Origin of the sequence: Thermogemmatispora tikiterensis (assembly GCF_003268475.1) — a bacterium.
Classification (GTDB): Bacteria; Chloroflexota; Ktedonobacteria; order Ktedonobacterales; family Ktedonobacteraceae; genus Thermogemmatispora; species Thermogemmatispora tikiterensis.
In genome coordinates this window covers 5,677,396-5,702,647 of sequence record NZ_MCIF01000002.1, presented here as the reverse complement: position 1 = coordinate 5,702,647, position 25,252 = coordinate 5,677,396, and the positions used below count along the sequence as shown (strand labels likewise).

Sequence of the window (25,252 nt, the reverse complement as noted above, 5' to 3'; positions counted from 1 at the left end):
TCCCTTCCTCCAGGTCAGCGTCAGCATGCCCTACGGCCCTGAACGAGGGCGGCAGGGCCGTAGGGCATGCTGGAGCCGGGATCACCCCCCGGCCACGACTCGCAGCGCCTGGGCAATGGCGTGCAAGGTCTCCTCCAGTATGGCATCGCTGTGCGCCAGCGAGAGGAAACAGGTCTCAAACTGCGAAGGTGGGAAGTAGACGCCACGCTCCAAAAGGGCCCAGAAGAAGCGCGCATAACGCTCGGTGTCGGCTTTCCTGGCCATTGCATAGTTGAGCACCGGCTCTGCGCTGAAGAAGAGGCAGAAGAGCGAGGCAAAGCGCACCACCTGCAGCGGCAGCCCGGAGGTCTCCACCGCAGCGCGCAGGCCCTCTTCTAGCAGCGCCCCCTTGCGCTCCAGCTCCTCGTAGCAGCCGGGCTTTTGCAGCTCTTTGAGGGTCGCGATGCCCGCGGCCATAGCAAGGGGATTGCCGGAAAGAGTACCTGCCTGGTAGACCGGTCCCAGGGGAGCGACCAGCTCCATGATGGCCCGCTTGCCACCGTAGGCTCCCACCGGCAAACCGCCGCCAATGATTTTGCCAAAGCAGGTCAGATCGGGCAGAACCCCAGTGCGCGCCTGCATACCACCCAGAGCGACACGGAAACCCGTAATTACTTCATCGAAGATCAAGACAGCCCCGTACCGGGTGGTCAGACGCCGCAGAGTCTCCAGAAAGCCAGGCTGAGGCAGCACCAGCCCCATATTGGCCGCCACCGGCTCAACGATCACCGCCGCAATCTCCTCGGGATAGCGCTGAAAGGCATCCTCAACGGCTGCGCTGTCATTGTAGGGCAGGCTGATCGTGTGAGCCGTCGCCTCCGCCGGCACCCCGGCGCTGCCGGGCAGCCCCAGCGTGGCCACGCCTGAGCCGGCCTGCACCAGCAGCAGGTCGGCATGACCATGATAGCAGCCATCAAACTTAATGACCTTGGAACGCCCCGTATAGGCGCGGGCCAGGCGCAGCGCGCTCATGGTGGCTTCCGTGCCCGAGTTAACGAAGCGCACCAGCTCAACTGATGGAACGCTCTCCACTACCAGGCGAGCCAGCTCATTCTCGGCCTCGGTCGGAGCCCCAAAGCTAAAGCCGCGCCGCGCCGCCCGAGTCACCGCCTCGACTACCGCCGGATGGGCATGACCCAAGATCAGCGGTCCCCAGGAGCCAACGTAATCCAGATAGTGGTTGCCATCCACATCATAGAGATGGGCCCCCTCACCACGCTCGACAAAGATCGGCTCGCCTCCTACTGCGCGGAAGGCCCGAACTGGACTGTTGACCCCCCCGGGCATAAGGCTCTGAGCCTCGCGATAGAGAGCCCGCGACCATTCTCGTCCCGCCTTTTTGCCTGACTGTTGCCGCTCCGTTTGCATCGCCAGCTCCTTCTTAGATCCATACTCACCCGTACTCATCTTGCCCCTATATCGCTCCATTCACGCTGCCTGCAAGCCAGGGGGCCTCATCACCGCACCACCACACCACCGCTCCCAACGCGCTGCGCCCAGGCCCTCAGTCAGTCAGTCAGCTCCCTGCGCTCAGGCCCCAATGTCGTCAAGGATCTCCGGCAAGGAACGCGCAACGCAGGTGAACATGGGCGTGTCGCGCAAGGTATACTGGCTGGCCTCGCTCTCGCGCATCTCCTGCACGAGATCAAGAAAATCAGCCACGCTGTCGGATTCAAAGGCGACAACAAATTCCTGATCGTCCAACCCAAACGAGTAGGTGGTATGGATCTTGATGTTGGGATAGGCCACCCCCATGCGAATATGCTCGTCCATCATGCGCTTGCGCTCCTGCAGCGGCAGAGCATACCAGGGGCGCGTCTTCACAAAAGGATAGACGAAGAGATAGGGCTTGTCTTCGAGCGTAATGACCAGCCGCGGGTCATGGGCCGCCCCACGTGGGCCTTTACCCACATAAACCGAACGCTTGGTCATCGAGAGGAAGGAGCGCACTTCCGGCAAATAAGGTCCGATGGCGCTGCGGCGAATCTTGCTGCTCAACCCCTGCAGATGTCCAAGATCGTAGGTCGCCTGCCAGAGCATAAAATCGCAGTCGGAGCGCAAGCCATAGAGAGCATAGCTGCGAATCAGTGAGCATTGGGCATATTCGTCGTAAATGGCCAGCAGCTCCTCGCGGCCCGCGCGCCGCTGCTCGGCAGGCAGGCGCAGCCACTGGGGATCAAGCTTGTAAAAAACGAAGCGGACAAGCTGACGAGGCTGCTTCGGTTTGGCCCGAGCTGGTTCCTGCTCAGGCAGAGTTGTGACTGTCTGCTCAACGGTTTCCATCTGACCTGACATGGCCTTTCTCTCTTCTTAGCTTCTCTTTATCTACTCTAACACACCTTGTTCGGTGTTGCCATTCACTTCCTGTCGATTCGCTTCCTGACCCGCTTTCAAGACAGAGCCGGGAGGCGCCGCCCATTCTCTTCTCACCGGGCGGAGTCCTGAACTGCCTGTCCTGGCGAAGCCTGGGTCTGCTGACGATAGTAGGCCACGATGGCCGCAACCAGCCCCTCGATAGTAAAGGGCTGGGCTTCGATGGCAACCTGCAGGCCCAGCGCACGCGCCGTAGCGGCGGTAATAGGGCCAATGCAGGCGATCACCACTCCTCGACGGGCTAAGAGGTCCCCAGGCGAGGCCCCAGTTCCTTGCTTTCCCATCGCTTGCCCCAGCCAGTGCACAAAAGAGCGCACCGTCGATGAGCTGGTAAAGGTAGCCAGCGAGAGGCGCCCCGCTGCAATCAAGGCCAGCACCTGCTGTCCGCGCGGATCATCGCCAGCCGCCGGCAGCGTACGATAGGCTGGCACCTCCTCAACCAGCATGCCGGCCTGCTGCAGAGCCTCGGCCAGCACACGCCGGGCCTCGGCAGCACGCGCCAGCAGCACGCGCTGCCCCGCAGGGGCCAGCCCCTGACGCTGGCACTCCGCCAGCAGGGCAGCGGCTACCTGCTCAGCTACATACTCCTCGGGGACCAGGACCCCCCGCACGCCATACCCGGCCAGCGCCTCCGCTGTGGCTGGTCCAATAGCCGCCACTCGCTCCGCCCCCGTGCCCAGCAGGGAAGGCTCCAACCCCAGGGTTCGCAGGCGCTCAACACAGAAACGCACCCCGTTAACACTGGTAAAGACCAGCCAGTCATAGGGAGCGCGCCCATTCTCGCGACCAGCAGCCAGACGCTGCAAGGCTCGATCAAGCGGCGCCCAATCGTCTGGCGGCACCAGGCGAATCACAGGGAAACACAGCGTTTCCGCCCCAAGAGCCTGCAGACGGCTGCTGAGCGCCTCAGCCTGCTCCTGAGCGCGCGTGACCAGGATCGTCCGCCCGCGCAGCGGCTGCCCCTGATCCTCAACGGCCACCATCAGCGCACCTCCTCCTTGCTTGTTGTAGCCTGAGCCTCTCCCAGCTCAAACCGTGCTGGCAGCGCGGATCTCGGCGATAATCTCCTCGGCCCCCTGTGCCAGGGCCTGCTCGGCCAGCATCACTCCCAGCTGAGCCGCCAGGCGCGGAGCCTGCCCAGCATGCCAGGCCACGCTTCCCTGGACCCGCACCGCCCGGCGTCCGTCCAGACTGATTACCAGGGCCCGCAGATGCAGGCGTCCGTCAGCCAGCCAGGCATAGGCCGCGACTGGCAGATAGCAGCCGGCTCCCAAATGGCGCATAAAAGCGCGTTCAGCGCTTGTAGCCGCCTGCACCTCCACATCATTGAGCGGGGTCAGCAGCGGCAGCAGCTCCGAATCTGCCCGCAGCTCCAGAGCTAAGGCTCCCTGGCCAGGAGCCGGGAGCAGCGTCTCTACCGGCAAGCACTCCAGGCGGTCCGCCAGCCCCTCAGAGAGACCGAGACGGCGCAGGCCCGCCGCCGCCAGCACAATCAGGTCGTAGTCGCCCGCCTCCAGCTTGCGCAGGCGCGTATCTACATTGCCCCGCAAGGGCAGGATCTGCGCCTGCGGATAGAGCGCACGCAATTGAGCCGTGCGGCGCAGACTGCAGGTCCCTATGCGCACCCCAGGCTCGGCAGGTGAGCCCAGAAAGTCGCGGCGACGCACCAGCACATCCCGCACGTCCTCGCGCGGCCCTGGCACCAGCACCAGCAGGCCCTCCGGTGGCGCCGTTGGCAGATCTTTCAGGCTATGGACCGCCAGATCGACCACCCCCGCACGCAGGGCACGCTCGATCTCCGTCACAAAGATCCCATCACCGCCAATCCGCGCCAGCGGGGTCTCCGTCACACGGTCCCCGTGTGTATGAATCGGTTCAATGACGATCTCCAACTCGCGATACAGCTGCTGCAGCCTGGCGATCACTGTCTGCGTCTGAGCCAGGGCCAGCTTGCTGGCGCGTGTCCCGATCACTAGTCTGTTCATCCGTCGCCACTTCCAGATCAAAGAGATAGCGCAGCGCCTCGGCGTAGACATGGCCACGCCCGGCAGCGGCGGCCTCCTTGAGGCGCGTCACCGGCTTATGGAGCACCTTATTCATCAGGCGGGTGGTCAGCTCCTGGATGGCCGCCAGCTCGCGCTCCGAGAGCGAGGGCGAGAGTTGGCGCAAGGTACGCGCCAGCTCCTGCTGACGGAGGGACTCCACGCGCTCGCGCAGCTCGACGATCGTCGCAGTCACGCTCAGCGAGCTGAGCCAGCGCGCAAAAGCCTCGACCTCCTCAGCGACGATGCGCTCAACCTGGGCCACTTCCTGCAGACGCAAACGAATGCCCTCATCGACCACCAGGCGCAGATCATCAATATTGTAGAGGTGCACCTCGGGCAGCGCTCCCACCGCCGGATCAACATCGCGCGGCAAGGCAATATCAATGATAAGCAGCGGGCGCCCCTGCCGCCGCGGCAGAACCGCCCGCATCATTTCCTCAGTGACCACCGTATGGGGGGCCGTGGTTGAAGTAATAACGACATCCGCCTCCACCAGCACCTCCGGCAGCTCGCTAAAAGGGCGGAAGGAGGCGCGCTCCCCAAGCTGCTCTACCAGCTGCCGGGCATGCTCTGCGGTGCGATTAACAATGATGAGGCGGCGCGCTCCGTTGTCACACAAATTACGTGCCGCCAGCTCGCTCATCTGACCCGAGCCGACGAGCAAGACCGAGGCCTCGTTGAGACGCGGGAAGAGCTGGCGCGCTAATTGGACCGCCGCATGGCTGATCGAGACCGCCCGTCGACTGATGCCTGTTTCGCGACGTGCCCGCTTGCCTGTGACCAGCGCCGCGCGGAAGAGGGCCGAGAGCACCGGCCCGGCAAAGCTCCCTCCCTGGGCTAACTCCAGGGCATCGGCCACCTGCCCCTGGATCTGCGGCTCCCCCGGGATCAGTGAATGTAAGCCGCAGGCCACGCCGAACAGGTGCCGCGCCGCCTCCAGGTCGGTATACGTGTAGCAGTGCTGCTCCAGCGACGCCCGCTCCACACCACGCTGTTCGCAGAGCACTCCGAGCAAAGCCTCGCGCCCACTGTGCTCCTCCTCCGAGCAGACCGCGTAGAGTTCGAAACGGTTGCAGGTCGATAGCAGCACCGCCTCCTGTGCCACCTGGCGCACCGCCCGTAAGAGCGCCGCCACCTGACGCGGCGCACAGGCTAGCTGCTCACGCAACTGAATCGGCGCCGAAGTGTGATCAACGCCTACCAGGACAATCTGCATGCTCTCCTCAACAGCTCACAGAAGAAATCTCTAAAATCTCAAATCATTGGCGGTCTATGGAGATTTTAGCGATTCTCTCTGAAGAGTCAAGGCCGAATCCCCGGATATCTCATCAGGTAATCACCGTATTTTGTCTCAGGTGGAATTTGCTAAAAAAAGAGAGCGACCGCGTGGGCCGCTCCGCACGCCGCAGAGATCGCCAGCCCACCAGCCGCCATGCTGCCCTCGCCCGGGCCACGCTCTTCCGCTGCTGTACTAATATAGTACCACTCGGGGGCCCTGGCCGCCAGTGAGCAAGAAGCCGCACACTGGCCAGGCACCGAGTGGCCCCGCGCAGAATAGAAGCTATGCCCCTTCTCCATAGACCTCACCACACTCGCTCACAGCTGCCTCTCAAAATCAGTACCTGAGCGGGATCAGGATCAGTCGAAGAAAAGAAACCAGGCGGGCAACTGAGACCTCCAACGCCAAAAATTCTGGGCCTCTCAGGTGCCTGCCTGGCAAAAAGTAGAAGTAAGGAGAGAAACGACGTACGCTTTAGGGTATTCTCTGGCTGGAAGACAACCTGGGACAGCGGCGAAGCGGCCAGAGCCTCCTAGGCAGCCAGCACCTTTTCCAGGTTCTTGAAGAAGGTGCTGAGAGAATTCTTGGCCACACCCTGCCCCACAGGATTGTTCGCAACAGCGATCGGGCCACTCATCTCAGCATTGGCATCGTAGGAGAGCAGGGCGCCATCCGGCTCATCGGCTAACGTGATCTGGGCAGTGGCATCGATGGAGCCACCGCGCCCCTGACGCTGCAGCTGCAGTACGAGCAGATTGGGCGCCTGACGCTGGACAATGTTAAGCAGGGCCGTGTAGGTCCCCTTCAGCCCCGGGACTGGCAGCGACAGCGTCACCTTCAGATGGTTCTCGTCCGCGTATTCGACAGCCTCGCAACCAGGAATACACTGCTTCAGCACCGCCGGATTCAAAATAGCTTCAAAGACACGTTGGCTAGGTGCATGAAACTTATACGTACCGTTGAACTTCATCCAGATCCATCCTTTTGCATCAGCGAAATAACTGGTATGTACGGCGTTCCTCAGTCAGCCAGTCTGCTTGAGAAGCAGCTCCTGACCACTGGGCAACGTCGGGCTTTATTCTAGCCACTCGCCAGAGCACTTTCAAGCCCGCAAGATTGAGGATACCTTATATTCCTATGCATTGAGGCCTCCCCAGCCCTCTGGCCTAAATGTGCTATCTTCCCCTTGCCTCCGTCTCTCTTTATGTTATACTGCCTGAAAACGTGCTATCGAGTATCAGCGTATGTAGAGAGGCCAGATCTCTCCAGCGCCGCAATGTGTACGTGTTCGTCTGGAAGGGAAGCATCATGGTTCGGAGAGAAGAAGACATTAATATCGAGCAACAACAGCAACAAGAAGAGCTTCACTGGCGCAGGCGGGCCGAGCGAGGCCGCAAGCGGTTGTCGGCCTCCGTCGAGGATGTACTCGCTGAGCGTACGAGCAACGAACCCCTGGAGGAAGAGGAATCCGGAGAAGAAGAGCTGGTCCGCGCCCGCCAGGCTGATGCCCGGCCAGCCGGGCAGATTCCGCCGCGCCTGAGCCTGCAGTCGCGCGAGCTGGCGACTCCATCAGCAGCGGGGGGCGCTGCGACAGAGCGGGAGTCGCTCCGGCCCGCGGCTGCTCCGGCCACTGAGGGTAGCGCAGCCCGCGAGTCGGACAGGGAAGAAGAGGAGAAGCTGGTGGCGAATCGTGTACTGGCTGCTTTCGCGCGGCGCGTCACCGCCTCTCTTGCCGCTTTGGGCAAGGTGCGGCAGCCGGGCCAGCGCTCACCGGCGCCGGTCACGGCTGTGCTGCCAGCTTTGCCAGCTGAAAGCGAGGCAGGGGCATCGTCGACCAGCGCAAACGCCATTGTGACCACGCCGTCGGTCCCTGGACCCGCGCCCGAGCCCCCCACGGAGAAGCCGCTTATGGTCTCTTCTTCCAACGTGGCTATCCCGCCGGTCGGCAGCGGTCACGAGAGTGGGGTCAGGGAAGCCACTGGTGCAAGAGTGCCGGCGGCCTTGCCTCAGTCGCGAGAGACGACGCGCCCCTCTTCTCAACGCCTGGCCGGACGGACAACGCGTGTGCGCCTGGAGGCAGCTCCCAAGCTCGCCAGCCCCCCCTCTGCACTGGCTGGCCCGGGCCTGACAGCGCCTTCCCAGACTACACGTCCGCTCCCCACGCTAGGTAGCGGCTATCCTTCTCCTGCCGGCGCTGCTCCGCGCCCGAGTCCATCTGCTCTACCATCGCCGTCGGAGCGCTCTCTGCCGCCATCGCCATCTGGTCCCGCAGCGCGCCCAGGCCGCCAAGAGTGGCCAGCTCCTGCTGTGGCAAGCATACCCCTTCCCCCTTTCCGCTGGCAAATTGGGAAAAGCTGCTTTACACGTGGACAGGGCGAAATTGCTGTGAACTGCCCCGCGGTCAGCGAGACCAGTGTCGTGTTGGTGACCTTAACAGGGGACCCGGGGCCAGTGGTGGTGCAATACGTATCGCTCCAGCCAGGACGGGGGTTCACGGTTCACCTGAGCGCTCCCACCCAGCGCGAGACGCCTTTTCACTACGTCGTGCTCGAAAGCACACCGCTCAGTAGCGACGCCGAGCGCTCGCAGCCAGGCAATGGTTAGCGCTAGCACAGCACAGCACAGGACACAGCTCCCCGCTCCACGCCAGCGAAGCCGCTTCCGCTCTGACCGGCCCGGCCTGTCCTGGCTAGCACTCGCCACGCGCCTCCGCCTCCAGGCGCCGGAAGAACTCGCACATGAAGGCGTAGCGCTGCCGGGCCAACTGGCGTCCTGTGTCCGTGCAGAGCCGTTCAGGCAGATCTGTAAAGAGAAGGCGAAATTCGATTGAGGGGGAATAATCCGGGCGATCGCGTAGCTCGCGCACACGCAGCGGGGTAAGAGGCAATACCAGGTCCTCCGGTAGGGGGGCATAGACCCGTTGTCCGCGCCGACCAGTGATCATATATAAGCGTCCGATCCCAATGGCGCCCAGCGCATCCAGTTTATCGGCATCGTAGAGCACCTGGCCCTCCAGAGAGCGCGGTCGCCGGCCCGCGGTCAGGCGATGATCGGCGATGGCTTCCTGCACTGCCGGGATCGCCTCCTGGGGAAAGATCGTACCGCGCAGCAGCTCGGCGGCCATCTGGGCCCCAATCAGCGCGTGGTCGCCGCCCTGCCGACGCTCCCGCTCCTGGCCGATATCGTGCAGAGCCACCGCCGCCCAAATAACCGACAGCTCGCCTCCCTCACGCCGCTGAATCGTCTCGGCCAGGGTCATCACCCGCAGAATATGATCCATATCGTGCGCCACATCGCTGCCTCCCTCACGCAGCATGGTGGCACGCGCCAGCTCCAGCAACCAACCTCGCAGTTCAGCAGGCTCCGCCTGCTCTTCTTTTGCCTCTGACACCTGCTCACTCCTGCTCTACGCTTCAGTTCTGCAGGGCTGGGAGCGTCAAGATAAAGCGACTCCCCTCGCCAGGTACGCCACTGCTCTCTACGCGGATCGAACCGCCGTGCATGCGCAGGATCTCAGCGACAAAGTAGAGACCCAGGCCCAGGCCTCGCGCCTGGCCGGTACCAGTGTTGGGGGCGCGATAGAAGCGTTCAAAGAGATGTTCCCTGGCCTCTGGCGGGATGCCAATGCCGCGATCCTCTACCTCTACCTGGATCAGATTGCCGTCCGTTTGCGGACAGCGGCAGAGCGAGAGGAGCACTGGCCCACCCTGCGGGCTGTATTTTATCGCATTCTGAATGAGGTTGACAAGCACCTGGAGCAGGCGCTCGCGATCGCCGCTGACCAGATACGGGCGTCCGCTTTCATCAACGCGACAGATCAGATCATGGAGGGCTGTGGCCGTGCGATGCTGGGCTACTACCTGCTGGGCCAGCTCCTCCAGGTCAACCCGCTCGCGGGCAATGACAAGCTGCCCACGGTTGAGCTGGGTGGCCTCCAGGAAGGTGTTGACGATATTGGTCAGCAGGCGCGTCTGCTCTTCGATCATCCCCAATTGTTCGAGCAAGCGCTCGCGCTGGCGCGGGCCGCTGCCGCGGTTGAGGGTGCGCCTGGCATATTGGGCATTGGTCAGGATGACGGTGAGCGGTGAGCGGAACTCATGGGCAGTAATGGCCAGGAACTCATCTTTGAGGGCGTTGGCCTCGCGCATAGCGGCCTCGCTGGCGCGGGCGGCGATGGCTTCGTGCTGCCAGTGAGCCTGCTCGATGGCCAGCCCGGCTAGCTGCGCGACCCCCTCGATAACCGCCATCTCCCAGATTGTAAACTCGTACTGCGGCTCGCTCTCTTCATCAGCGCTCTCGCTTTCTCCAAACGGGAAGGTCGAGGGACGCATCAGGAGCATGACGCCGAGCAAGCGCCCGCTGTGGGTGATGGGCGCCACTAAGGTCAGCCAGCGGCTGGCGTTTGGGGGCAGAGCCGGCAACTGGCTGCCCCGACTATGGCCGTGGCCACGGCTAAGGCGGCGCAGGTGCAGAAACTGGCCGGGCGTGAGAATGAAGGCATGGCCTGCACTCAACTGGAGAAAATAATCTTCGTAGTCCAGCAAGGCTGTGAGCAACCAGTCAAGCTGCTGAGCTTCGACCTGGCCGAGGTCTCGGCGCTCACTCGCCCCTGGCAGGCTGGCCAGCAGACCATTATCGTACAGCTCCCGCTCCAGGTGGAGACGCTCACCAGGCCGGCCCTGTTCCGGGTCATAGAGCGCCACCAGCCCGCGCTGACAATCCAGGGCCTGCAGCGCCATGCTCAGCACGCTGCGCAGGATGGCCGTCACCTCGGTCAGCCCGGAGAGCGCTTCCGCCATGCGCAGCATGGTCTCCAGGGCTTGATGAATGTGCTGCTCGATCCGCGTCTGGGAGGTGATGTCGCGGAAGGCGCTGACGACCCCAAGCTGCTGGCCGGTCGGGGCCAGGAGAGGTGCGACGTTGATTTCAAGGATGCGTTCCCGCCCATCGGCGCGGCGCGTGATGAAACGCTCACCTCGCACCTGCTCGCCACGCAGGGCGCGGGCCAGGGGGAAATCTTCGCTGCGCAGCGGCTGCCCCTGCAACGTGTAGACGGGCTGACGACGCAGCAGCTCCTCCAGGGTGACCTCCCCCTCCAGACGCCCCCCGACGAACTCGCGCGCGGTGGCATTGGCCATCAAGAGCCGCCCTTGCATGTCGAGCACCGAGATGCCCTCGGTCATGGCATGAAAGACAGCGTTGAGCGTATTGGCCCTCTCGGTCGCCAGTAAGGCGGCGCGGCGCGCCTGCTCCAGCAACTGGGTCTTCTGGACCGCCAGAGCACACTGGGCAGCGATGTCCTGGGCAAAGGTATAGTGGTCCTTGGAGGGCCGAAAGTGGGGATCACTGAAGCTGACGAAGGCCAGGCCCACACAGCGCTGACCAGATTGGCTCTGCTCGTCCGTGGACAAGGGTGAGCGTACCCCCACCATCAGCGGCGTAATCAGCGTATGCCCTAGATTCTGCGTCTGAAACCAATGCAGCTCACTGATGCCCAGACGATCAAGCGAGACAAAGAGCGGCACGCCGCTCGTGGCCGCCTGGCGGCAGAAAGGTAGCTCGTCCAGCGAGGCGGCTATACGCCCCCGCGACGGCATAAAGGCTTTGAGCGGCTGCCCAACGATGCTTCTCTCACTTCCCCCTGTTGAGACCTCCTTTTGAGGCCGTCCCTGCGCTTCCGCCTGCCCCTCATCCGTCTCTTCGGTGGTGCAGGGCAGATAGAGCCGCCCTTCCTCCAGGAGAAGAATTTTGCCTGTGTCAGCCCCTAAGACCTGCCGCAGCTGCTGGGTGGCGATCTCCAGGATCGTCGGCAGATCTTCGTCGGAGTTGACGGCCATCGCTACCTGATAGATAGCCTGAGATCGCTCAATCAGCTGCTCAGCCCGCCGGCGCTCGCTCTCAGCCCGCTGGTAGAGGCGCGCGTTATCGATCGCCACCGCCGCCTGTTGGCCGATGGCTCGCGCAAGCTGCTGTTGCTCCGCCGAGAAGCTCCCATGTTCCCCCGGGTTGTCCAGCGACATCACGCCAACCGGTCGATCTTCACGGACAAGAGCGACCAGCAGGATGGAACGCACGAGGAATAGCTCGGCCAAAGCCCGCAGCGAGCGCTCATCACGCAGATCGTATACATACAGCATCGCACGCCCGCTGAGCAGGCGGCTCATAAGCGGGTTCGTTGTGGGAATGGTACTGCGATACCAGAGCTGATCTGCGATGCGCTGACGTTTGGCGTCAACAAGCTCGCGCGCCAGGTGGTAGACAACGGGGCGCAACAGCTGGCGCTCCTCGTCATGAAGCCAGACAGCGCAGCGCCCAACCTGGCAAACCTCGGTTGTCCGCTGCACCAGCACCTGCAGCACGCGGTCCAGATCCAAAGAGGAGGCCAGCAGGCCAGCCAGCTCGCGGAGAATCTCGCTCTCACGTAAAGCGCTTAGCAAGCGCTGGTGTTCACTGCTCTGGCTAGAGGCAGGCTGTTCCTGCGACGGCATGCATACGACCTCGCATTATTTCCAGACTGACTGACAGAACCTGGTCGTCTGTTGTCACGCTGAGAACGACCGCTCTGCTTCCTCGCAGACAGGGGCTGCAGGCTGGGAAGACGAGCAAGCAGAGGGGAAAGGCAGTTTCGCGGCGACCAGCCTTCGTGGAGCCGCGCGACGGACAGGCGCACGGGTACGAGCGCTGGCTGGGCCCCGGCACAGAGCGGCATCCGTCCACCTACTGCAGACCCTGACCTCAGCATCCTGCCACTGGTGGCACAAGCACTAGCCTCGCCAGCCTCCACAGGCTCAGGTACAAGCCAGCCGCTGGCTCACTTCTCTACCTTGCTCGGCTCGCCACCTGTGCCGGCAGGTAAGCGTCTGAGAAGGCGAGACGATGGTGGCCAGGGTCCAACAGCCCAAGCCAGGCCCTGACTCCGGCGGCCTGCCGGCTTCACGTTCATGGTGCTCGTCTGCTAGTATCTTATGCTCTTATTGTCCCATCACTAAGAATATCTGTCAAGGGGCTGAAGAGCACGGGCGAAAACTCCTGTCCCTCTCGGGAACCGCTTCCTGCCCGCGTTGACGCTTGCTTCCTCTGTTGGCTTTGGCCCACTGTGCCCCACTCTTGCCAGTGGCCCAGAGACGGACGGCCCGCAGAGGATGCACGAGGGCCTAGCGGCATGCTATAATTTCAGGCAAAGGCCAAACTGAGCCGTGGGTGGTGGAGCAGAAAGAGGGTCAAGCGAGGACAAATACGGAGTACGCCTGTCCATGCGCCGCTCTTTGGCGGAGTGGGACGTGGGAGTAGACTGACTATGAGCCTGAGCATTGGCATCGACTACGGTCGCAGAAGCTGGAAGCTCTGTTTGCTGGATGAGGCCCAGCCGCCGGAATACCACTGTTTCGCGTCGCCCGCCGAGCTGCTGGCCAGCCTGACTCGCCTCTGTGCCCTCTTCCCTGAACCGGTGATTACGCTGGCGGCGGGCAATGGTCTGCCCCTTGAGCGGCTCGATCGCCTGGTGTCTGAGCAGGTCAACGCTTTGACGGCAGGCTACGATGAGCCGCTCTTTCCCCCAAGCACGCCAGCAGCCAGCACCGTGAGCGAGGCTCTGCCGCCAGCGCAGGAGGGTCCCCCGCTGGTATTGACGAGCTTCGTGGAGACGCTGCGCAGCCTGAATCTCCATAGCTATGTGCTCCCCAGCCTGGCCCACCTGCCCACGGTACCAGCTTATCGCCTGCTGCTGGAGCGCCTGCCCAGTAGCCCAGCAGCGGTTTGTCACGTGGTCACGCTACTTTATCGCCTGCGCCAGCGTGAGGCCAGCTGGCCGGAGATGCGCTTTCTGGTGCTGGAGGCACACAGCGCTTCCTGGAAGATACTGGTGGTTGAGGATGGCTATCTGACTAATGGTGTCCACGGGACACCACAGGATCTTACCTTGCCTCTGCTGCCTCTGGCCACGGCGCCGACAGAGGGCCTCTTCGAGCAGGCATATTGGGAGGGACTGCTGCGCGATCTGGCCGGCTTGCTGGCCATCCATCACCTGGATGAGGTGGTGATCAGTGGCCGGCGCAGTGAGACGCTGGCCACCCGCCTTGGTGAGGTCTATCAGCTCTACTATTTCCCCTATGCTCCCCACGAACCCCACGGCTTCGAGGCCGCTCTGGGCGCCGCTTTGATCGCCTCCGGCCTCCAACATCCCCGCAGCCTGGCTGCAGAGGTTGTGCAGCATCTGCAACTTTGGAGATCCGTCCCTGTTTTTTAGTAGTTCAGTAAAAAATCGACGGTATCGTTTGATCCTTCCGCGCGGCATTCGTCATATTAGAGGCAGCCAGGAAGAACCACGGCCTGCCGTTCGCCCAGGTGCGGGACCTTGGGGTGGTCAATCTGCACAACTTCTGCCGAAAGGGTGGCACGCTGCTATGACTGACCAGTCAACGCCGCAGAAAATCCTCTGGATAGTGGAATACACGCTTGGCGATAGCCAGTATCACCATTTGGAACCCATCTACGCTTCTTCGCGCGCTGAGGCAGAAGAGCAGTGCCGACAACTGCTGACACGCTTCGGCCAAAAGGTGAACCTGATCGATCTCCGTCCCTATCCACACGGCTTCGTGGTCAAGCATGGACGAATGCCGGGCAACCTGACGGCGGGCCAGGAACAGGAAACGGAAGAGGAGCCACCTCATCCCCCTCCCTGAGACGCTCTATCGACGGTAAAAATGAGCAATCAACAAACAAGCTTTGTCTAGCGGATTGAAGCCAAGCAAGGAATGAGAGGCCAGGCCCAGGCATAGCTCAGTCATGGTTCTCCCCCGTGCTCTCGGCGTCTGCTTTGCCCCTTCTGGGGATCAACGCCTGACCTGCCTGGCGCTGTTGCTTCACGCGCTGCGGGAAGGCTCGCCGGGCTGGCCCAGGCTGTGGTGCCCCAGGCTGCGGTGCCTCCCTCTCGTGCTTTCCAACTCGTTTGGATGGACCGCCAGCCCTCTCCCCCCATAGCACCGTCTGATCTCCTCTTGACAGCACCAGGCCTCTGGCCTAGCATACGGTCAGCAGGCTGATCTGTCCGGCGCTTGCAGCTCTCATGCAGTGGCTCGACAGCCTGATCCGGCGCCTACGCTGCGGACCATCTGCCTGTGTTCGCCTGGTCTGAGCCGTCAGCCAGAGCCAGTGGCGAGCAGGTAGCGGGTGGATCACGAGCATAGGCGGGTATGGAATAGGTGTCTCTGGCAGTGGAATGCAACGACTTTGATGTGCTGGTAATCGGTAATCCGTGCGTAGATCTCATCTTCAGCGGCCTTCCTCACTGGCCGGCGCCCGGAAAGGAGATCTACGCGACACGCTTCGCGATCGGTGCAGGAGCGGTCTTTAACACGGCAGCGGCGTTGAGCCGTCTTGGCCTGCGGGTGGCCCTGCTCGGCGAGCTGGGAAACGACTGTTTGAGTCGCTACCTGCTCGAAGAGATCAGACGAGCCGGCATCTGCAGCGATCTGGTGCGGCAGCGCGAGCAGCGCATTGCCGCCTTGAGCGTGGCGCTGGTCCACGGCGACGAGCGTGGCTTCGTTTCCTACGTTGAGCGCCCTGCCCCTTCCAGCTCGGCGGCTGCCTCTCTCTCTCCAAGCGCCGCCTCAGCCGGGTCTGCCAGTCGAGAGGAGGCCCCAGCACTGGCAACGGAGCTGCTGCCCCCGCTCTCGCTCCCCGAGCTGCGCGCACTGCTTCAGCGCTATCGCTGGCGGGCCGTCTTTCTCCATCTGCATCCAGCCCTGGGGCCTGCCCTGGAGCTGTTTGCCGAGCAGCGGATCGAGGTTTTCCTTGACACCGGCTGGCATCCCAGGCTGCTAGGCGACCAGCGAGTGCCGGAGGTGCTTCGACGGTGCACGGTCTTTCTCCCCAATCGTCTGGAGGCGGAGGCTTTGACTGGGGCGCGCGATCCCGAGACCGCCGCCCGCCAGCTGGCTCAACTGGCCCCGCTGGTGGTGATCAAGTTAGGGGCCGAGGGCGCACTCGCTTGCCGGGGAGAGCAGCTATGGCACTGCCCGGCCTGGCCAGTAAGCGAGGTGATTGATCCGACCGGGGCAGGGGATGCCTTTGATGCCGGCTTTATCTATGCTCTGCTCCACGGTTACTCGCTGCCCGAGGCCCTGCGCTGCGGCACCATCTGCGGCAGTCTGGCAACGACCGCCTTAACAGGAAGCGCCGCCGTCCCCGACGCCGCAGAGCTGGAACGCCTGCGACAGCGCACTCCATGAGCAACGCCTGACCCGGCCTCGGCGGCTTCGGAAGAGATGCAGCGCTGGCCGAAAAGAGCGGGAGGCCCGTGGAAATCGTCTAACAGTAGCCAGGCTCATTGGAGTCCTTCGTTCGGAGGTCAGGGGCAGAGGCTACAGAGATCTGAGGCGATCGATCGGGCATGACAGAAGGCCCTGGGCGTAGTAGTTGATCCCTCGTGGGAATCAGGCAGCGATGGAGGGGCGTGGCCCGTGCCGAAGCTGTCCCGCTGGTCCTTGCGCCAGCGCAGGGAGGAACCAGGCCATGAGAAGAGACGTCCTCTGCCGGGCCCGCCACCGACGTTCCAAACATTCCTTCCTCTACCGGCCACACTATCTGCGCTCATCTCCAGGCTCGCTCGCACCCACCAGGCCTGCTCTTGAGGAGAAGGGCAAGGGCGAGTGGCAAGGTCAGTCAGTCAGTCAGTCAGTCAGGCTGGCGAACAAGAGATGAGAAGCCCGATAGATGGCCCTGGGGTCTCTTGCTCAGCGCTCTGCCGCTGGCGCTGGCGCCGAGGCAGGGGCCGAGAGAGGGGCCGGGGCACTGGCACGGCCTCGCATGGCGAGGCGGGCATAGTAGCTGTGATTAGCCAGGGTCCACAGAGCCTGGAAAAAGGCCGGATCACGTTGCTCCAGCTGCCAGAGAATCGTTTGCTGAAGCTCGGGGCTGGCTTTGCAGAAGTTGCCGTCGGCGGCGAGATTGAGGTCGCGCAACACAGCGCGCAAACGGGGCAGACTCAGAGAGAGCGATGGGTAACGGAATGCCTCAGCACGGAGGTAACGCAGGAACTCATCAATCAAATGGAGACTGGAGGGCGGGGGAAAGTCACCATCTGCCGGAATGAGGAGATCAAGGATGGTGATCAAGGTCGCGCGCTCTTCGGCGCTTAGCTCTACGACAGGTCCCTGCCGCCGGGGGAGCATAGCAGAGAGAATCAGCTCACTCATGACAGCTCCTTAGACTAAACTCAACAACCCCTGGAGGAACAACCTCTATATCCACTATAACCACGCCAGAAATGGCACCCCTGGTTCCCTCGCGTGTCGTGCTCGATCGATGGCCTGGGCCGAGCCGAGCGAGCGGCATGCCTGGCGGCATCCTTCCACGCTTGCTCTGACGTGGTCCCCGCCGGGAATGCCATGACGCAATCCCCGGACAGGCACAAGAAGGGGAGAGTCCTTTCTCTGCCAGAGAGAATGGTACCATAAACCGCTCCCTTGTTTCAACCAGCAAAGCGATGGCCATTTTCTCCTATCTCATGAAGAAGGTAGGGCCTTGGGTTTACCATTTTGACAGGATAAGCCTGAGCACGATATCCTCTGGAGACAGAGCAAGACAGACAAGAGCAGAAGCGTAGCCAGACCAGGCGTACATAAGACAAGCGGCCAGTCCCGCCCAAGGGGTGGGCAGGACCACCAGGGTGTTTAGCCTCGTTCTGCCTACCTGGCAGTCGAGTGAGCCAGCAAGCAGGGCACAAGCGCAGCACCTGAAGAGGGTGGTATTGCTAGTGACTGCTCCGTCTACCTGCGGCATGAGAGAAAAGAGATGTCTGTTCAGGCATAGGCAGGCAAGCCAGAGAGAAGCGAGCGAAGGACAGGGTGCCAGCTCCGTCCGCTTGTCTTGTGTATGCAATGCAGTCCATTCCCAAGCGCACACGAAGGAACAACTGTGCGTCTGTCAACAGACCTTAGTTGGAAGGAAGACCTATGCGCTGTCCTCAATGCCACTTTGAAGGGGAACCGCTGAATGGGGGGTGTCCACGCTGTGGTTATGGCCGCCTGCCCGACAGAGGGAGCCGCCCGCTATCGTTAGGTCAGGAAAGCCGCGAGCTGGTCACCACGGTGTCGAGGCCGCTCAGTCTGGTTGCCACGCGCCCGGTGCTACGCGGCGATGTTCTACGCGAGGGGCGCTATCGTATTGTCGAGGAGCTGCCCCTCCCGCGTAGCCAGTATGATCAGGGAAAGGCATGGCTGGCCAGGGATGCGCAGTCGGTGAGCCGACTGGTGCTGATTCGCGAGGTGATCCCCACCGCCGAGAAGGCTGCCCGGCTGGAGCAAGAGTTACGCATGACCGCGCAGCGTCTGGCTGAGCTGGGCCAGCACCGCGGCTTCCCTCACCTGATTGACATGTTCAGCGAGCGCGGCTGCTACTACATTGTGCTTCAGCATCCTGATGGACAGAGCCTGGCCCAGCTCGTCGAGCAGCAGGAGGAGCCATTGCCCGAACGTCTGGTTGCTGAGTACGGGCGACAGCTTTGCGAGTTGGTCCAGGTGCTGGCCTCGCAGGAACCGCCTTTGGTCCACGGAGCTATCAGCCCGGAGACGGTGATCATCAGCCCGGATGGCCATCAGGTCTCTTTGATTCTGATGCCACTCTTTCCTCCCCGTCTCCCCCCAGAGATGCAGGGCAAAGCCATCGCCGGCTTTTTCGCCCCCGAGCAGTTCCACGGTGTGACCGATACCCGCACCGATCTCTATGGGGTTGCGGCCACACTCTACTATGCCCTGACGACCTACGATCCGCGCCAGCACATGGCCTTTTTCTATCCGCCAATCCGCCGGCTGAACCCCCGGGTGTCAGCTCGCATGGAGGCTGTTCTGGCGCGTGGCCTGCGCGTGGCCGCTGCTCAGCGCTATCTGCGCCCGGCCCAGATGCTGCAGGAACTGGCAGCCATTGCAGCCGCTTCGCCACAACGAGGAGGCCAGGAGGCTCTACTCTCGCCTTCGACCGAGGCGCTACCACCAGGCCGCGCTCGGCCCCGACGTCGCTCTGGTACGCGTCGCTCTACCTTAACCTTCGCCGCGGTCATGCTCCTGGTCTTTGCTTTATTGGTGGGAGGCATTATCGTGGCCGCCCAGCGGGCTCCGCAGTCAGCAGGGGTCCCCAATCCCGCGGCGACCGCTACCTCCCTGGCTCAGCAGACCGCCACGGCTCAGCAGGCTCGCCAGGCCGCCGCTGCCTGGCAGCAGGAGCTGAACCATGAACAGCAGAGCTGGCAGACACGCGGCATCGCTGTCAGCGACGGACGCTTCGTGCTGGACTCCTACGCCGGGCGCAAGGATGTCGAACAAAAACAGGCCGCCGCTCGCGCCCTGCAGACGGGTGATCTAGATACGGCGGCCAGCGCCCTCAGCTCCGCCATCGCGCTCGATCCGACCGACGCGGAGGCGCTGATCTACAGCCAGAATCTGCTGATCGAGCAGAATGGCCAGCCGTTCGTGACTATCGTGGTGGGCCTGAGCTTCAACCCCAACGATCCACAATCCCTGGCGGCCACACGCTCTATGCTCCAGGGCATCTATGTGGCTCAATACGAGATCAATGAGTTCGCCTGGCTGCCTCATAATTATCAGCTGCGTATCCTGATCGCTGGCTCACCTCCCGATAAGGCCAGTGTGACCGAAGTGGCACGCGATATCGTCAATCGCGTGACGCAGGCGGATAACCTGGATCATATCATCGGGGTGGTCGGCTGGCCCTCCAGCAGCCAGACTCAGGCCGTGCGCGATCTGATCGCTTCGGCCCATCTGCCGCTGGTCTCCCAATTGGCGCCCGACGTGAATCTGGTGGGCAATCCGTATTTCTTCCGCATCAGTCCTCCCTACAATGTCCAGGGCGACGCCCTCGCCGAGTTTGCGCTGCAGCAGTTGCACGCCAACGCGATCCTGGTGATGCGCTCGCCAACAGATGCAGCCAGTACGGCGCTGGCTAATGCTTTCGAGGCTCGGGTCCAGGTACTGAATGGTCATGTGATCGATAGCGCGCGAGACACCTTCGTCACTCAGACGACGCCGGTGGAGGGCTATAGCACGGCAATCGCCGATGCGCTGGCCCACCAGGCCGACGTGATCTTCCTGGCCGGCACCGACGTCGATGCGGTACGTCTGGCCCATGAGATCGGTCTCCTGTCACGCGCCCAGCCCGCTAATACAGCGCTGGCCAACTTGAAGGTCCTGGCCGGTCCGGCGGTCGCTACTCGCTTGCTCCTGGGCGAAGGGGACAGCGAGGACGCCTTGCTGGCACGCTCTTTCCCCGAAGATATGCAGCGGATTTATGTACTGGCCTATGCCGATCCAAGCGAGTGGAATACTGTGCCCTCCCTGGAGCAGCCGACGCTCTTTACTGACTGGGCTGGAATCTTCCAGAACCAGAAGGAGAGCGCCAATAACGCACCGCCCCCCGATCAGAACGCGATCATGACCTACGACGCGGTGCGTGTGATTGCTCGTGCGGCCTCCTATGTCAAGGATTCGCTCACTGGCGCCAATGTGCGCGCCATGCTCGATGCCCTTGGGAACGGTCCCCTGCCAGCCTTCGATGGCGCCAGCGGGCGCATCAGTTTCGATTCGCTAGGGAACCCAAGTGATAAGGCCCTGGTGATGCTACAGGTCCGCCAGGATGAAACCACTGGCGCCTCTACCTTCGCTATGATCCGCCTCTTCGGGGCCTTACATTGAGCAACACCTATCCAGAACGCAGATAGCACAGGCCATTCCGCCTGGTTCTTACCAGAGGCTCCATGCCGATCGGCAGAGTACGGTCCGCATGGAGCCTCTGACTTGTATTGCCGGGTTGCCGGGCGATTGTCTGCACCATTGTGGCCTGTGCGGTATACTGAAAGAGCATGCTCCTGCCCAGCCTCTGCTGGTAGCAGAGAGAACAGGAAAGAAGGAGAGCACAGAGTACGATGGTAATTGACCTGCGCAGCGATACCGTGACTCAGCCGACGCCGGCCATGCGGGAGGCGATGTATCATGCTGAGGTAGGCGATGATGTCTACGGCGAAGATCCAACGGTGAACCGCTTGCAGGAGCTGGCGGCGCAGCGCCTTGGTAAGGAGGCGGCGCTCTTTGTGACCAGCGGGACGATGGGCAATACCACGGCCATGTTGACGCACGTGCCACGCGGCGCGGCGGCCATTGTTGGCGATCAGGCCCATATCTATCGCTACGAGGGCGGGGGAGCGGCCCGCCTGGGCGGTATCCAGCTCTGGGTCGTGCCGAACCAGCCAGATGGAGGCTTCGACCAGGAACAGCTGGCGGCGGCCATTACCGACGAGAGCGATGAGCATACGCCCCCGACAGCTCTGCTGTGCCTGGAGAATACGCATAACCGCTGCGGTGGTCGCGCGCTCTCGCTGGAGCAGATGACGGCCCTCTGTGGTCTGGCCCATGCTCGCGGGCTGAAAGTGCACGTCGATGGAGCACGGATCTTTAACGCAGCGGTGGCCCTCGGTGTGCCTGTCAGTCAGCTTGTGGCTGAGGCTGACTCGGTAATGTTTTGTCCCTCGAAGGGGCTGAGTGCCCCTGTCGGTTCGCTGCTGGTAGGCAGTCGCGACTTTATTGAGCGTGCGCGCTGGGTGCGCAAAGTTCTTGGCGGGGGACTGCGTCAGGCCGGAATACTGGCGGCTGCTGGCATTGTGGCCCTGGAGCAGATGGTGGAGCGTCTGGCGGAGGATCACGCCCACGCCCGTCTTCTGGCCGAGGGTCTGGCTGATTTGCCCCAGGTCAAGCTGGACGCCCAGCGCGTCCAGACCAATATTGTAATTTTCCGCCTGCAGGATGGCGAGCGCGTTCTACCCGAGGAGCGCTGCGCCGAGTTTCTGGTTCGCCTGAAAGACGAAGGTGTGCTCCTGAGCAGCATGGGTAATGGCCTGTTGCGCGCCGTGAGCCACTATGGCATCGAGCGCCCTCACATTGAGATGGCCCTGCTGGCCATCAAGCGCACTCTCGAGGCAATGCTGCCACGGACGCGCGTGGGGCGCCTCTCTTAAGGAATGGCAGCCTCAGCTTGCGGAAGAAGATAGGGGCATTGGAGCAGGGGTTTGTTGCCGCGTCTATCACAGAGGAGGGCATCCTCTCCCTTTACGTCCCCCTCGCCTGGGGCAAGGGAGAGCTAGTGAAGCGAGGAACAGGGTCATGATGGGCAATTCTCCAGACTGGCGTCAGCAGATGAAAGCCGCTCGCCGGCAGGCTCGCCTGCAAGCCCGGCTCTATCGACAACAGATGCGTCAGCAGGCGCGCGCCTATCGCTGGCAGCAGCGCCTCTATGCCGGTCCTTTGGCCGGTCTGGGCACAGTAGTAATGCTCATAACTTTTGCCGGAGTCGCCTATGCGCTCTTTAGCGGTCGCTGGGGCCTGCTCTTTCCCCTTTTCTTCGCCGGTTTAGCTGTGAGCTGTCTTTTCCAGTCTCTGGCCCGGGGACGGTTGATCGCTGGCCTGAACGGCTTTGTCTGGCTGTTAGCTATTGCATTGCTGATGGTAAACGGCTCCTGGAGCTGGCTCCTGCTGGCCTTGCTCTTCTCCATCATCATCAGCAGCCTGGGATCGAGTCTCACGGGCCTGTTTGGGGTGCAAGGGCCTACGCCTACGCCAGTCTCGCCACCCTTGGTCAATCCACCAGCAACAGCGCCAGAGGCGCCCACGAGCGGAGTCGACGAGCCACCCTACACGCCTTACCATCAGGGTTACCCGGCGCAGACGCAGGCCGCCAGGGGTATGTCGTCCGATATCTCCACGCCCGCCCCAGAGGAAAAGGCCTCCGCTGCCAGGCGCTACACCCAGCCGCTGGTCTCTTACCCCGAAGAAAGCCCCCCAAGTCCCGAGGTCCTGCCACCGCAGTCGCGCTGAGCAGCAGGCCGCAGCGCAGGCCCGCCCCCGCGTGACCTTGCAGCTCCCTCGCGGACGCGGTAGAATCCGCACAGGAGCCTTGTTCTGCCCCGTAGAGAGGCAGAACAAGGCCAGAGAGCGCACAGCTTGAAGAGAGCAGAGCGAAAGCGAGAGGAGCTGCGAGCAATGACAGTGACAGCGATTGCGAACGCCGTGGCCGTCGTCACAGGGGCAGCCAGCGGCATCGGCCTGGCAACGGCCCGCGTCCTCCACGAGCGAGGCGCACATGTCGTGCTTGCCGATATTAACCAGGGCGGCTTGATGGAGGCCGCGCAGCGCTTACAGCAGGAGAGCAGCGGCCCGAGGCAGGAGCGGGGCAAGGTCCTGACTGTTGTCACCGACGTCACCGTTGAAGCCCAGGTCGAGGAGCTGATGCGCCAGGCGGTGGCCCTTGACGGCGGTCATCTCGACCTGGTGGTAACCAGCGCTGGCATCGGACGCGGTGGGCCGATCGACAGCTTCACCGCCCGCGACATGGAGGCGCTGCTGGCCATCAACTTCATGGGCACCTTCCACTGTGTCAAGGCAGCTTTACCTGCCATGCGCCGCCAGGGCCGAGGCCACTTCATCTTCCTCTCGTCGGTCGCAGGCAAGCTGCCAGTGCCCGCCCTCAGTGGCTACTGCGCGAGCAAGTGGGCCGTGCGCGGCTTCGCCGCCGCGCTGCGGGCGGAACTCTATGGCAGCGGCATCGGCATCACAACAGTCTATCCCTCTTGGGTAGACACCCCCATGGTGCAACAGGCCGAGGCCGACTCGCAGCTCCTCAACATTCAGGCCCTGCTCACACCCGAGCAGGTTGCCGACGAAATGATCCAGGCGGCCCTGCACGACCAGCACGATCTGACGCTGGCGCCGGATCGCGACACGGCTCTGATTCTGCAAGTCATGGAGCAAGATCCTGAGAAGGCCGAGGAGCTGATGGGACGCGCCTTTCAGCAGCGCCTGGCGCAGCTCCAGAGGACCCATCAGGAGCAGGAGCCAGCATAATAGGCAGGCATAGCTCTAGAACATCACGAGGGTGAGAGAGGAGGGAGCCAGAGGCAGGGCCCAGCCAGGAACAAACGAGGAGAACACACATGAGAGAGGCCAGACAAGTGGAGCCAGGACGAGCAGAGGCTGGCCTTTACGGCTACTACGGCCCCGAGAGTGTGACCTGGAAAGTTACACGCGAGGCCGCCATTCTGCTGGGAGGTGCGCGCGCGGTTCTGCTGCAGATCGCCCACCCGCTGGTGGCCGAGGGCGTCTATACCCACAGCAGCTATCTTACTGATCCGGCGGCACGTACCCTACATACGTTCATGCTCGGCCAGATTCTGACTTTCGGGGATAGACCCGAAGCCCATGAGGCGGCCCGCACCATTAACCGGCTCCACGCCGGTGTCTTCGGCCATTTGCCCCAGGACGCCGGCGCCTATCGCCGTGGCACTTTCTACCGCGCCCGTGACCAGGAGCTGCTCCTCTGGGTGCACGCCACCCTGGTAGACACGGCGCTGCTACTCTATACCAGCCTGATCGGACCGCTGACAGCCGACGAGCAGGAGCGTTACTATCAGGAGAGTAAGGCCCAGGCGCGCTTGCTTGGACTGCAGCCCAGATCTATGCCAGCGACGCTGGCTGAGCTGCAGCGCTACGTCGAGGAGATGGTCCAGAGCGATCAGCTGGCGGCTACACCCCAGGCACGCCGTCTGGCCCATACTGTGCTGTTTCCGCCCCTACCGACCGTCTTTCGTCCTGTGCTGCACTTCCATTTCTTGATCACCTGCGGTCTGCTGCCGGAACGGGTGCGTAGCCTCTACGGCTATCCCTGGGGACCCCGGCATCAGCAAGCGTTTGACCTGGTCATGCAGGGGCTGCGCAGCACACTCCCGCATCTGCCGCTCAGGCTGCGCACCCTGCCGGTGACGCAACACATCATCGAACGCCGCCTCTCATCGGCCCGCTTGCGAGCCTACGCCCGTTCGATACGCGAGGCACGCGCCTCAGCCTCAGCCTGAGATCCCAGGCGGACAGGGGCGCAAGCGTGCCTGAGTAGGGGAGATGGGAGGATTGACCAACCAGCCAGAGTCGGCGCTGAAGAGATGCGGCGGTCGGCGCTCCTGAATGGGGAGAGATAGGAGGTAGGAGGGCTGGCACCGAGTCGCCAGGTCTGATGGCAGGCAACAACGCAAGCAGCAAGCGGCGACCTGTCCAGGCCGGGAAGGAGCCAGCTTCCTGGCCGGTCAGATCCCGCTGGCTGCCAGCCGGGCGCGGGGATCAACAGAGGGAGCCAGAAGCGCAGGCGACCACCAGCCACCGGGCCAACCAAGAGGCACCTGCGCGGCAGACCTCTATTCCATGCTAGTGTGAGACAGCTCCACTTGCAAAGAACGCCAGCAGCAGCAGCCAGCTTATCACAAAAGCAACCAGCAGGCGAACCGTCCAGCCTGAGAGCAGGCGCCCTGGATGGCGGCGCGCTGAGGCGCTCTCGTGCACAGGTGAGCTTCCTCCGCTCATGGAGAACCTCCTTTCACAAAGACGGCGCTCACTCTTCTGCAGCGAGATATGCATGTCTGCCATTGTCTAGATGCACTACATTTACTACTATGGCTCAGAGCGCCGCC

General features: G+C 62.7%; 20 protein-coding genes. 9 read left to right on the top strand and 11 right to left on the bottom strand.

What is annotated here, in order from left to right; translation table 11 throughout:
- Nucleotides 1-81: 81 nt before the first annotated feature.
- The 7 genes from hemL to A4R35_RS22700 form a co-directional block, all read right to left on the bottom strand.
- Nucleotides 82-1,407, bottom strand: coding sequence for a glutamate-1-semialdehyde 2,1-aminomutase (gene hemL, locus A4R35_RS22725; RefSeq protein ID WP_112433552.1), 1,326 nt, complete (start codon nt 1,405-1,407; stop codon nt 82-84).
- Between the two features lie 162 nt (nt 1,408-1,569).
- Nucleotides 1,570-2,334, bottom strand: a complete 765-nt coding sequence (locus A4R35_RS22720) for a chlorite dismutase family protein (RefSeq protein ID WP_112433550.1) — start codon at nt 2,332-2,334, stop codon at nt 1,570-1,572.
- 131 nt (nt 2,335-2,465) lie between these two features.
- Nucleotides 2,466-3,395, bottom strand: a complete 930-nt coding sequence (locus A4R35_RS22715) for a uroporphyrinogen-III synthase (RefSeq protein ID WP_112433548.1) — start codon at nt 3,393-3,395, stop codon at nt 2,466-2,468.
- Nucleotides 3,396-3,440: 45 nt separating this feature from the next.
- Nucleotides 3,441-4,397: a hydroxymethylbilane synthase gene (hemC, locus tag A4R35_RS22710; protein ID WP_112433546.1), complete on the bottom strand. Its 957-nt coding sequence runs from the start codon at nt 4,395-4,397 to the stop codon at nt 3,441-3,443.
- A complete protein-coding gene (gene hemA / locus A4R35_RS22705) occupies nt 4,288-5,673 on the bottom strand; it encodes a glutamyl-tRNA reductase (RefSeq protein WP_112433543.1) in 1,386 nt (461 codons plus the stop codon). The genes hemC and hemA overlap by 110 nt, the downstream gene beginning before the upstream one ends.
- Before the next feature lie 149 nt (nt 5,674-5,822).
- A complete protein-coding gene (locus tag A4R35_RS23985; protein WP_146747309.1) occupies nt 5,823-6,035 on the bottom strand; it encodes a hypothetical protein in 213 nt (70 codons plus the stop codon).
- A gap of 233 nt (nt 6,036-6,268) precedes the next feature.
- Nucleotides 6,269-6,706 (bottom strand): CoxG family protein, encoded by a 438-nt coding sequence (locus tag A4R35_RS22700; RefSeq protein ID WP_112433541.1) that lies wholly within the window; start codon nt 6,704-6,706, stop codon nt 6,269-6,271.
- A 338-nt stretch (nt 6,707-7,044) separates the two neighbouring features.
- Between A4R35_RS22700 and A4R35_RS22695 the strand changes: the two genes are divergently transcribed.
- Nucleotides 7,045-8,340, top strand: coding sequence for a hypothetical protein (locus A4R35_RS22695; protein WP_112433539.1), 1,296 nt, complete (start codon nt 7,045-7,047; stop codon nt 8,338-8,340).
- Nucleotides 8,341-8,425: 85 nt separating this feature from the next.
- Here the strand turns inward: A4R35_RS22695 and A4R35_RS22690 are convergent, their stop codons facing one another.
- Complete coding sequence (locus A4R35_RS22690; protein WP_112433537.1) at nt 8,426-9,127, bottom strand: HD domain-containing protein; 702 nt, start codon at nt 9,125-9,127, stop codon at nt 8,426-8,428.
- A gap of 22 nt (nt 9,128-9,149) precedes the next feature.
- Entirely contained in the window at nt 9,150-12,224 is a 3,075-nt protein-coding gene (locus A4R35_RS22685; protein WP_112433535.1) for a GAF domain-containing protein, read from the bottom strand.
- An 809-nt stretch (nt 12,225-13,033) separates the two neighbouring features.
- Between A4R35_RS22685 and A4R35_RS22680 the strand changes: the two genes are divergently transcribed.
- From A4R35_RS22680 to A4R35_RS22670, 3 genes are all read left to right on the top strand, one after another.
- Entirely contained in the window at nt 13,034-13,981 is a 948-nt protein-coding gene (locus A4R35_RS22680; protein WP_112433533.1) for a DUF1464 family protein, read from the top strand.
- A gap of 157 nt (nt 13,982-14,138) precedes the next feature.
- Nucleotides 14,139-14,417: a hypothetical protein gene (locus A4R35_RS23980; protein WP_146747308.1), complete on the top strand. Its 279-nt coding sequence runs from the start codon at nt 14,139-14,141 to the stop codon at nt 14,415-14,417.
- 531 nt (nt 14,418-14,948) lie between these two features.
- Nucleotides 14,949-15,965, top strand: a complete 1,017-nt coding sequence (locus A4R35_RS22670) for a carbohydrate kinase family protein (RefSeq protein ID WP_189362211.1) — start codon at nt 14,949-14,951, stop codon at nt 15,963-15,965.
- A gap of 504 nt (nt 15,966-16,469) precedes the next feature.
- Here A4R35_RS22670 and A4R35_RS22665 read toward each other — a convergent pair.
- A complete protein-coding gene (locus tag A4R35_RS22665; protein WP_112433527.1) occupies nt 16,470-16,931 on the bottom strand; it encodes a hypothetical protein in 462 nt (153 codons plus the stop codon).
- Nucleotides 16,932-17,690: 759 nt separating this feature from the next.
- Between A4R35_RS22665 and A4R35_RS22660 the strand changes: the two genes are divergently transcribed.
- The 5 genes from A4R35_RS22660 to A4R35_RS22640 all read left to right on the top strand — a co-directional run bounded on the left by A4R35_RS22660 (nt 17,691) and on the right by A4R35_RS22640 (nt 24,646).
- Nucleotides 17,691-20,441 carry a hypothetical protein gene (locus tag A4R35_RS22660; protein WP_112433525.1) on the top strand — a complete coding sequence of 917 codons (2,751 nt, stop codon included), beginning with the start codon at nt 17,691-17,693 and terminating at the stop codon, nt 20,439-20,441.
- A 230-nt stretch (nt 20,442-20,671) separates the two neighbouring features.
- Complete coding sequence (ltaE, locus tag A4R35_RS22655; protein WP_112433523.1) at nt 20,672-21,757, top strand: low-specificity L-threonine aldolase; 1,086 nt, start codon at nt 20,672-20,674, stop codon at nt 21,755-21,757.
- A gap of 145 nt (nt 21,758-21,902) precedes the next feature.
- On the top strand, nt 21,903-22,613 hold the full coding sequence (locus A4R35_RS22650; protein WP_146747307.1) for a hypothetical protein: 711 nt from the start codon (nt 21,903-21,905) through the stop codon (nt 22,611-22,613).
- Nucleotides 22,614-22,778: 165 nt separating this feature from the next.
- Nucleotides 22,779-23,639, top strand: coding sequence for an SDR family NAD(P)-dependent oxidoreductase (locus A4R35_RS22645; RefSeq protein ID WP_112433519.1), 861 nt, complete (start codon nt 22,779-22,781; stop codon nt 23,637-23,639).
- Between the two features lie 89 nt (nt 23,640-23,728).
- The gene (locus A4R35_RS22640; protein ID WP_112433517.1) at nt 23,729-24,646 is read left to right on the top strand and encodes an oxygenase MpaB family protein; all 918 of its coding nucleotides are present in this window, start codon (nt 23,729-23,731) and stop codon (nt 24,644-24,646) included.
- Between the two features lie 343 nt (nt 24,647-24,989).
- Here the strand turns inward: A4R35_RS22640 and A4R35_RS24450 are convergent, their stop codons facing one another.
- Nucleotides 24,990-25,145, bottom strand: a complete 156-nt coding sequence (locus tag A4R35_RS24450) for a hypothetical protein (RefSeq protein ID WP_176728863.1) — start codon at nt 25,143-25,145, stop codon at nt 24,990-24,992.
- Nucleotides 25,146-25,252: the final 107 nt, after the last annotated feature.